This window comes from bacterium, from assembly GCA_020440705.1.
Classification (GTDB): Bacteria; Krumholzibacteriota; Krumholzibacteriia; order LZORAL124-64-63; family LZORAL124-64-63; genus JAGRNP01.
The window spans coordinates 1-8,320 of record JAGRNP010000113.1; the positions used below are offsets into that span (position 1 = coordinate 1).

General features: G+C 69.8%; 5 protein-coding genes. 4 read left to right on the forward strand and 1 reads right to left on the reverse strand.

All coding sequences use genetic code 11. From position 1 onward, the window contains the following. From KDM41_14390 to KDM41_14405, 4 genes are all read left to right on the forward strand, one after another. On the forward strand, nucleotides 1-1,927 hold a 1,927-nt coding region (locus tag KDM41_14390), incomplete at its 5' end, for a PD40 domain-containing protein (protein ID MCB1184615.1). Between the two features lie 179 nt (nucleotides 1,928-2,106). Beyond that, nucleotides 2,107-4,800 carry a T9SS type A sorting domain-containing protein gene (locus KDM41_14395; protein ID MCB1184616.1) on the forward strand — a complete coding sequence of 898 codons (2,694 nt, stop codon included), beginning with the start codon at nucleotides 2,107-2,109 and terminating at the stop codon, nucleotides 4,798-4,800. A 189-nt stretch (nucleotides 4,801-4,989) separates the two neighbouring features. Further along, on the forward strand, nucleotides 4,990-5,631 hold the full coding sequence (locus tag KDM41_14400; GenBank protein ID MCB1184617.1) for a hypothetical protein: 642 nt from the start codon (nucleotides 4,990-4,992) through the stop codon (nucleotides 5,629-5,631). Between the two features lie 124 nt (nucleotides 5,632-5,755). Next, the gene (locus tag KDM41_14405; GenBank protein MCB1184618.1) at nucleotides 5,756-7,567 is read left to right on the forward strand and encodes a Na+:solute symporter; all 1,812 of its coding nucleotides are present in this window, start codon (nucleotides 5,756-5,758) and stop codon (nucleotides 7,565-7,567) included. Here the strand turns inward: KDM41_14405 and KDM41_14410 are convergent. Continuing rightward, nucleotides 7,528-8,320: hypothetical protein (locus tag KDM41_14410; protein ID MCB1184619.1), on the reverse strand; the 793-nt coding region annotated here is incomplete at its 5' end. The genes KDM41_14405 and KDM41_14410 overlap by 40 nt on opposite strands.

Genomic DNA, 8,320 nt, shown 5'->3' on the forward strand with positions numbered 1-8,320 from the left:
TCGGCCGTCGGCGCCACCGCCCGACCTGCCGGGCGCGAGCGGACCCGCGCCGTCGCCCCGCCTGCTCGGCCCCGGCTCGGTGGCCACGGCGGTGCTGACGCGGGATGCCGCGTTCACGCCCGACGGACGCGAGCTCTACTACGTCATGGCGTCGCCGGGATACGGCCACGCGGCCATCATGGTGATGACGTGGCGGAACGGCGCCTGGTCGGAGCCCGCGACCGCACCCTTCTCCGGCGGTGTCGACGGCGTCGATCTCGAACCGCACGTGACGCCCGACGGCCGCCGCCTCCTCTTCGCCTCCAGCCGACCCCTGCCCGGCACCGCGTCCGACGACATGAATCTCTGGGTCATGGACCGCCGGGGCGAGGCCTGGAGCGAGCCGCGACCTCTCGGGCCGCAGGTGAACACGGCGGCCGACGAATTCTTCCCGACGGTCGACGGGCGGGGCCGACTCGTCTTCACCCGGGCCGACTCGACCGGCGGAACCAACAGCGTCTGGTTGGCGCCCGCGGCCCTGGAGAACCTGGGCCCGGCCATGCGCCTGCCCGATCAGGTGAACTGCGGCACCAACCGTTTCAACGCGGCCTTCACGCCCGACGGCCACGGGCTGGTCCTGTCGGTGGTGGGCGCACCGGCGGCCCATGGCCTCGTCGACTACTGCCTCGTGCGCGAGGACGGCCGCGGCGGCTGGGGCGAGCCGGTGAATCTCGGGCCGGGGGTCAACGACGGTTCGGTGGGCGGCTGGTCGGCGTCGTTCGCGCCCGGCGGCGACTTCGTCTTCATGTCTGCCCGCCGCCTCGGGGGCGAGGGGGCGTGGCCCCGCACCTGGGGGGAATTGCAGGCCGACCACAACCGGCCGGGTGGCGGCAATCCCCTGCTGCTGCGGGTCGACGGCGGCTTTCTCGCCGACCTGGCGGCCGGCCATTCACCACCCGCCTGGACCGCGGACATCCCGCTGCCGCCGGCTGCGGCGGCGCCCGCCTGGCCGGCCCCGGGCTCCGACTGGCTGACCAGCGCGCCGCCGGCCGCGCCGGAGATCTTCGCCCCGGGTCTCGTCAGCACCGGTCTGAACGAACGCGACCTGCACGTGGCGCCGGGCGGCGACCGCATCTGGTTCGGGGTCATGGACCAGGGACTGGTCACCGTGCTCGAGTCGCGGCTCGAGGCCGGGCGCTGGACCGAACCCGTGACCGCGCCCTTCCACGACGATCCGGACTTCTTCTGCTTCGAGCCCGCCCTCTCGCCCGACGGCAGGATGCTGGTCACGCTGTCGAACCGGGCCGCACCGGGTCAGGCGCAGGGTCGACGCTGGGACAACCAGAACCTCTTCTTCCGCACGCGCACCGCCGAGGGCTGGTCGGCGGCCGCGCCCCTGCCGGCCCCGGTCACCTCCGCCGCGGCCGAGTACTTCCCGTCCTTCGCGCCGGACGGCACCCTCTTCTTCTCGCGGGAGGACAGCCTCGGCCACCCCGCCCTGTGGGCGGCACGGCCCGCCGGCTCCGGCGTCCCGGGCGCCTTCGCCGCGCCGGAGCGGCTGCCCGACCACGTGAACGTGGGGCAGGACAACTTCAACGGCACCGTGGCGCCGGACGGGACCTGGCTCGTCTTCTGCGTCGCCGGGCACCCGGCGAACCTGGGGCCCGCCGACTACTGGATCAGCCGCCGCGGAATCGACGGCGCGTGGGGGCCGGCCCGTCATCTCGGCGCCCCGTTCAACGGCCCGGGCTGGCGGGCCGCGTCGCTCACCGTCTCGCCCGACGGCCGCGCGGTGTTCTTCGCCTCGAACCGGCCGGATGATGGCGGACGCTATGCCGACGGCCACGTGTCGCGGCAGGATCTGCTCGATGCCCACCGCAGTCCGGGTAATGGTGGGTTCGATGTGTGGTGGGTGAGTTCCGACATACTGACCAGGGAACTGCAATAGTCAAAACGCTGTAAGCGGATATTTTGCACGGTATTGAGACCTGTTCTCATAATTAAACGATTGCGTATATGGTTGACAATGGCTCCTGTTTGTGACAGAATCGTGAGAGTGTGGGGTCCCTGCCACGGGGAGGGATGGGTGCCTCGAGTCTGTCCACGTTCAGACGCGGGAGTGGTGTCATGTCCAGGAATCTCGCCTCCGGATCCGTTCGGATCCTCGCGTTCGGGATCATCGTCGTGTCCGTTCTGCTGGCCGCCGCCGCGGCCGAGGCCCGCAACCCCTATCGCCGGGCCCTGTTCGACCGCTACGGAACCACGCTCACCGACAGCCAGCTCGACGACCTGCCGAGCAACGCCGGCCACTGCGGCGCCTGCCACTTCGACTTCGACGGCGGCGGCACCCGCAACCCGTACGGTCTTTCGCTCGAGGTGCGTCTGGCCGCCGGCATGTCCATCGACGCGGCCATCGCCGACGTCGAGTTCCTCGACGCCGACGGCGACGGCTTCAGCAACTTCGTCGAGCTCACCGACGTCGCCAACTGGTCGAACACGCCGACCTTCCCGGGCCTGACGGCCGGGAACGTCGGCAGCGTGGTGAATGTCGACCCGGCCGACGTGCTGCCCTATGTGACCCCCTCGGGCGGCACCGACACGACGCCGCCCGTGGTGACGGTGCTCTCCCCGGCCGGTGGCGAGTCGTGGGATGCGGGCACCGTGCAGACCGTCAGCTGGACCGCCGTCGATCCGAACGGGATCGCCGGCTGCGACATCTGGCTGAGCGGCGACGGCGGCGCCCATTGGAAGCAGCTCGCCAGGGGGCTGCCCACCGACGGGGCGGGCAACGGCAGCTACCAGCAGTTCATCCCCAACCTGCCGGGCGCCGCGAGCACCATTAAGGTCGTGGCCACCGACGGGGCGGGGAACGTCGGCGAGGGGGTCAACGCCGTCGCCTTCGCGCTCAATGCCGCAGCGACGCTCGTGGCCCCGACCACGCTGCGCGACTTCGACATGCCCGGCACGCAGCCCTTCCAGAGCAGCGAACTCGAGGACCCGTCGACCGTGTGCATCGCCTGCCACGGCGAATACGACGCCTCGCTCGAGCCCTACCACACCTGGTACGGCAGCATGATGGCCCAGAGCATGCGCGATCCCCTGTACCGGGCCACGCTGATCGTGGCCGAGGAGGTCGCCCCGTCGGCCGGCGACCTGTGCATCCGCTGCCACTCGCCCGGCGGCTGGGCGGGCGGCCGTTCCCTGGACACGGGCATGGGTCTGCTGAACGACGTCGACCTGCAGGGCGTCCAGTGCGACTTCTGCCACCGCTCGGTCTCGCCCCACTACGTCGCGGGCGTGAGTCCCGCCGTGGACGCGGACATCCTCGCGGAGCTCGCCGAGGTCCCCGTCGATCCGGCCAACGGCCAGTTCGTCCTCGATCCGGCGCCGGTGCGCCGGGGGCCCTACAGCGATGCCGATCCGAGCCATCAGTGGCTCTATTCCGACTTCACCCTGTCGGCGGAGTTCTGCGGCACCTGCCACGACGTGAGCAACCCGGTCTTCGTGGCCGGCGCCACACCGGGCACGTATGACGTCGATGGGCTCGACCAGCAGCATCCGGACGGCGACAAGCGCAACATGTACCCGGTGGAACGCACCTTCAGCGAATGGAGCGTGAGCGAGTACGCCGCAGGCGGCGTCTACCAGCCCCAGTTCGCAGGCGACCGACCCGATGGCATGGTCTCCACCTGCCAGGACTGCCACATGCGCGACGTCACGGGCGTGGGGGCGAACGTGCCCGGCTCGCCCACCCGCACCGACCTGGCGATCCACGACCTGACCGGCGCCAACACCTTCGTGCCGGACATCCTGCCCGACTTCTATCCGGGCTTGGACACGGCCGCCCTGCAGGACGGCAAGCTGCGGGCCCAGGCGATGCTGTCCCTCGCGGCGAGCATGGAGCTCACGGTCACGCCGGTGGACGGACAACCCGCCGTCAACGTGCGGATCACCAACGAGACCGGACACAAGCTGCCTTCCGGCTACCCCGAGGGACGGCGGGCCTGGATCCATGTCGAGGCCTTCGATGCGGGCGACCAGCCGGTGTACGAGTCGGGCCACTACGACGACGCGACCGGGCACCTGACCCACGACGCCGACGCCAAGGTCTACGAGATCGAGGGCGGCATCTCGACGCGGCTGTCGGGCCTGCTCGGCGTGCCCGCCGGTCCGAGTTTCTTCTTCCCGTTGAACGACACGGTGTACTCGGACAACCGGATCCCGCCCCGCGGCTTCACCAACGCGAACTTCGAGGCGGTGCAGTCGCCGCCCGTGAGCTACAGCTACGCCGACGGCCAGCACTGGGACGACACCCTGTACCTGCTGCCGGCGGGGGCCCGGAGCGTCGAGGTGACCTTCTACTACCAGAGCACGTCGCAGGAGTACATCGAGTTCCTGCGCGACGAGAACCACACCGACGGCTACGGGCAGCAGCTGTACGACGCCTGGGTGGCCCACGGGCGGGCGACGCCGCAGGTGATGGCCCAGGCCACGGCGCTGCTCGACGTGACCGGGACACCCGACGCGCCGGACCTGCCGCGGGTGGTCACCCTGGGGCAGAACTACCCGAATCCGTTCAACCCGCAGACCTTCATCGCCTACAGCCTGCCGGCCCGCGGCGCGGTGCGGTTGCGCATCTACGACGAGCGCGGCCGACTGGTGCGCGCGCTGGTCGACGACTCGTCGCAGGCGGCCGGCCCGCACCGGGTGAAATGGGACGGGCACGACAACGCCGGTCGGGGCTGCGCCTCCGGTGTCTACCACTACGTGCTCGAGACGGACCAGGGCCGCCTGAGCCGCAAGATGACGCTCGTCCGCTAGCCGGCGGACCACGCGGCGGAGAAGAGAAGAGGCGCCGTCCCGGCGGGGGCGGCGCCTCGGCGTGTGCGGCCGTTCCCGGGGCTGCGAAATCGACGTTGGAATTCGGACCGCCACTGCGCTCGTGTCATCGGGAGCAACAAACGCTCCCGATCAAGTATGTCATCACAACAACACATAGGGAGATCGCCCATGACCAGAATCGAACCAGGACGTGTCACCAGGACCGTCATATTCCTGATCTTCTCGCTGACCGCCGCAGCTGCCGTGGCTGCACCCACGTCCGTCATCGTGTGGGAGCCCTACTACCCCGCGTACGATTGGGCCTTTGCGGCCTGTCCCGCCGGCGACATCGCCAGCCACCTGGACATCGAGATCAAGGACAGCAGTGGCAATCCCGCCACGGGACTCAACCCGCGCGTCAAGTTCGTGAACTCTCACACCGGCGGCCAGTCGTCGTACAGCACGGTCTATTGCGGCGGTGCGTCCATGTGGGAGTCCGAATACTTCACGCTGAGCGGCACGTCGGGAACCCACTACCTGTTCGATTTCAACCTGCGGGCCGGAAATATCGGGAGCAAGAACACGAGCTCGGCCTACCTTCAGGTCGAATGGGGACCGGGCTATACCAATGTCGAGCAGATACCGGTGGAGATCGCTTCCCCGGACACGAATGGCGACCTGGACGTCGATATCTCCGACCTCGGCGATTTTGCGGCCATCTATCAGGGGAACGCCGGTCCGGCGCGCATTGTCGACTTCAATTTCGACGGCGTCATCGACATCATTGACCTTGGCGAGTTCGCTTCCCACTACGGGCACGAATGCCAATAGGCTAGGCCAAGTGGCGCCCCCGGCCGCTGAGGCCGGGGGCGCGACGCGTCTCCTTGCCGGTCGAAGAGTCCCATGCTAGCCTCAACGGGCCGTTCCATAGCACCTGCAGCCCGGGATTCTGTTCATGTCAGCATTGCACCCCCTCGACTGGCTCGTCATCGCCGCCTACGCCGCCCTGACCCTGGCGCTGGGTCTGGCCTTCCGCCGGCGCGCCTCGTCCTCGAGCGAGGAGTACTTCCTGTCGGGCCGCACCCTGCCGTGGTGGGTCCTGGGCACGAGCATGGTGGCCACGACCTTCGCCGCCGACACGCCCCTGGCCGTGACGGGATTCGTGCGCGACCACGGCATCTGGTACAACTGGTTCGGCTGGCACTACGTGCTGAGCCAGATGCTGGCCGTCTTCCTCTTCTCGCGCCTCTGGCGCCGGGCCGAGGTGCTGACCGACAACGAGCTGATCGAGATGCGCTACAGCGGCCGCCCGGCCGCCTTCCTGCGCGGCTTCAAGGCGGGCTACTTCGCGATCCTCTACAACTTCATCGTGCTCGGATGGGTGCTGAAGGGCATGGGCACCGTCGCCGAGCAGGTGCTGGGCATCCGGCCCGAGGTGGCGATCATCGCCGGGGCGGCCCTCGCCCTCAGCTACGCCCTGCTGGCCGGCTTCTGGGGCGTCGTGGTGACGGACGTGATCCAGTTCGGCCTGGCCATGGCCGGCTCGATCTCCGTCGCGGTGCTGGCGGTGCGCCACGTGGGGGGCGTGGCCGAACTGAAGGCGAAGCTGGCGGCCCTGCCGGCCACCGGCGCCAACACGCTGGCCTTCGTGCCCGGCGGTGCTTGGGGTCTGGAGTCGGACGTCTTCAAGTTCCTGGTCTTCGTCACGCTGATGTGGTGGGCCAGCCACAACGCCGACGGGGGCGGCTACCTGATCCAGCGCATGGCCGCCGCCCGCGACGAACGCCACGCCCGCGGGGCGACCCTGTGGTTCGTCGTCGCGAACAACGCGGTGCGGTACTGGCCCTGGATCCTGACGGCCCTGTGCTCGCTCGTGCTCTTTCCGACCCTGCCCGACGGCGCCGGCTCCGAGGCGGCCTATCCGGCGGTGATGCGCACCGTGCTCGGACCGGGTCTCCTGGGCCTGGTGCTGGTGTCGTTCTTCGCCGCCTTCATGTCGACCATCGACACCCATCTGAACTGGGGCGCGAGCTACCTGGTCAACGACATCTGGCGCCGCTTCCTCCGGCCCGACGCCGACGAGAAGCAGACGGTGCTCGCGGCCAAGCTGTGCGTGCTGCTGATGATGGTGTGCGCCGTGATCGTCGCCTTCCGCCTGACCAGCATCGGCCGCGCCTGGCTCTTCGTCTGGGCCATGGGGGCGGGCATCGGGCCGGTGCTCGTGCTGCGCTGGTTCTGGTGGCGCATCAACGCCTGGAGCGAGATCGCGGCCCTGGGCTCGTCGGTGCTGCTGGCGGTGGGCTTCGAGGTGGCGGCCGCGGTCCAGAGCGGCGCCGACTACGCCCTTTTCGCCACGCCGGTGCAGGTGGGCGGCGTCGTGCTGGCGACCCACCACAAGGCCCTGATCCTCGTGCCGCTGACCATCGCGGCCTGGGTGACGGTCACCCTCCTGACCCGCCCGGTGGAGAACCTGCGGCTGGCGACGTTCTACAGCCGGGTGCGGCCCGGCGGCTTCTGGGGCCCGGTGGCCCGGGCGAATCCGTTCGTCGTGTGCGACGGGTTCCGCTGGTCGCTGCTGGCGGTGTGGCTGCTGGGCAGCGCGGGGGTGTTCGGCGTGATCTTCGGCCTCGGACGGCTGGTGCTGGGCGATCCGGGGCGGGCCTGGCCCCTGTTCGGGCTCGGCCTGGTGGGGGCGGTGGCGGTGGTCCGGGAAATGCGGCGGCCGGATCAGGCCGACGAGGCGTCCTCGCGTTCGCCCTCGGCGTGAGGCAGCAGGAAATGGAAGCTCGACCCGCTGCCGAGGCGGCTGTCGACCCGCAGGATGCTGTCGTGCCCGGCGACGATCTTGGCCGCGATGGCCAGGCCGAGGCCCGAACTCTGGGCCAGGTGCTGGGCGTGGGTGCGGCGGTCCGGATCGACGGCCACGCGGGTCCGGCTCTCGTCGCCCGTGAAGAAGCGGTCGAAAATGCGGGGCAGGTCTTCCGGGGGGATGCCGCGGCCCGTGTCGCGCACCGTGATCCGCACGCGATCGTCCTGGCGCTCGGCCGTGATGGCCACGTCGCCGCCGGGCCGATTGAACTTGATGGCGTTCTCGACCAGGTTCTGCAGCACCTGCGAGATCTGCAGCGGATCGGCGAGCACCTGGCCCACCCCGTCGCCGATCTCCATGGCCAGGGTGACGTCCTTCTCGGCCGCGAGGCCCTCGCAGCGCAGCAGGATGCTGTCGACGAGTTCGGCCAGGGGGAAGTTCTCCATGCGGAACGTGGCCTGGCCCGAATCGAAGCGTGACAGCACCAGCATGTGCTCGACCAGCCGGTCGAGGTGGTCGAGATTCCCGGTGATGATCCGCAGGTAGCGCTCCCGGTGGGCCGTGCCGCCGCGTCCGTCGTCCATGAGCAGGGTCTCGAGATGGCCCCGCATGCTGGCCATGGGGGTGCGGAGGTCGTGGCTCACGTTGGCGATGAGCTGGCGCTGGAACTGCTCCTTCTGGCGCAGCTTCTCGACCATGTCCTCGATGCGC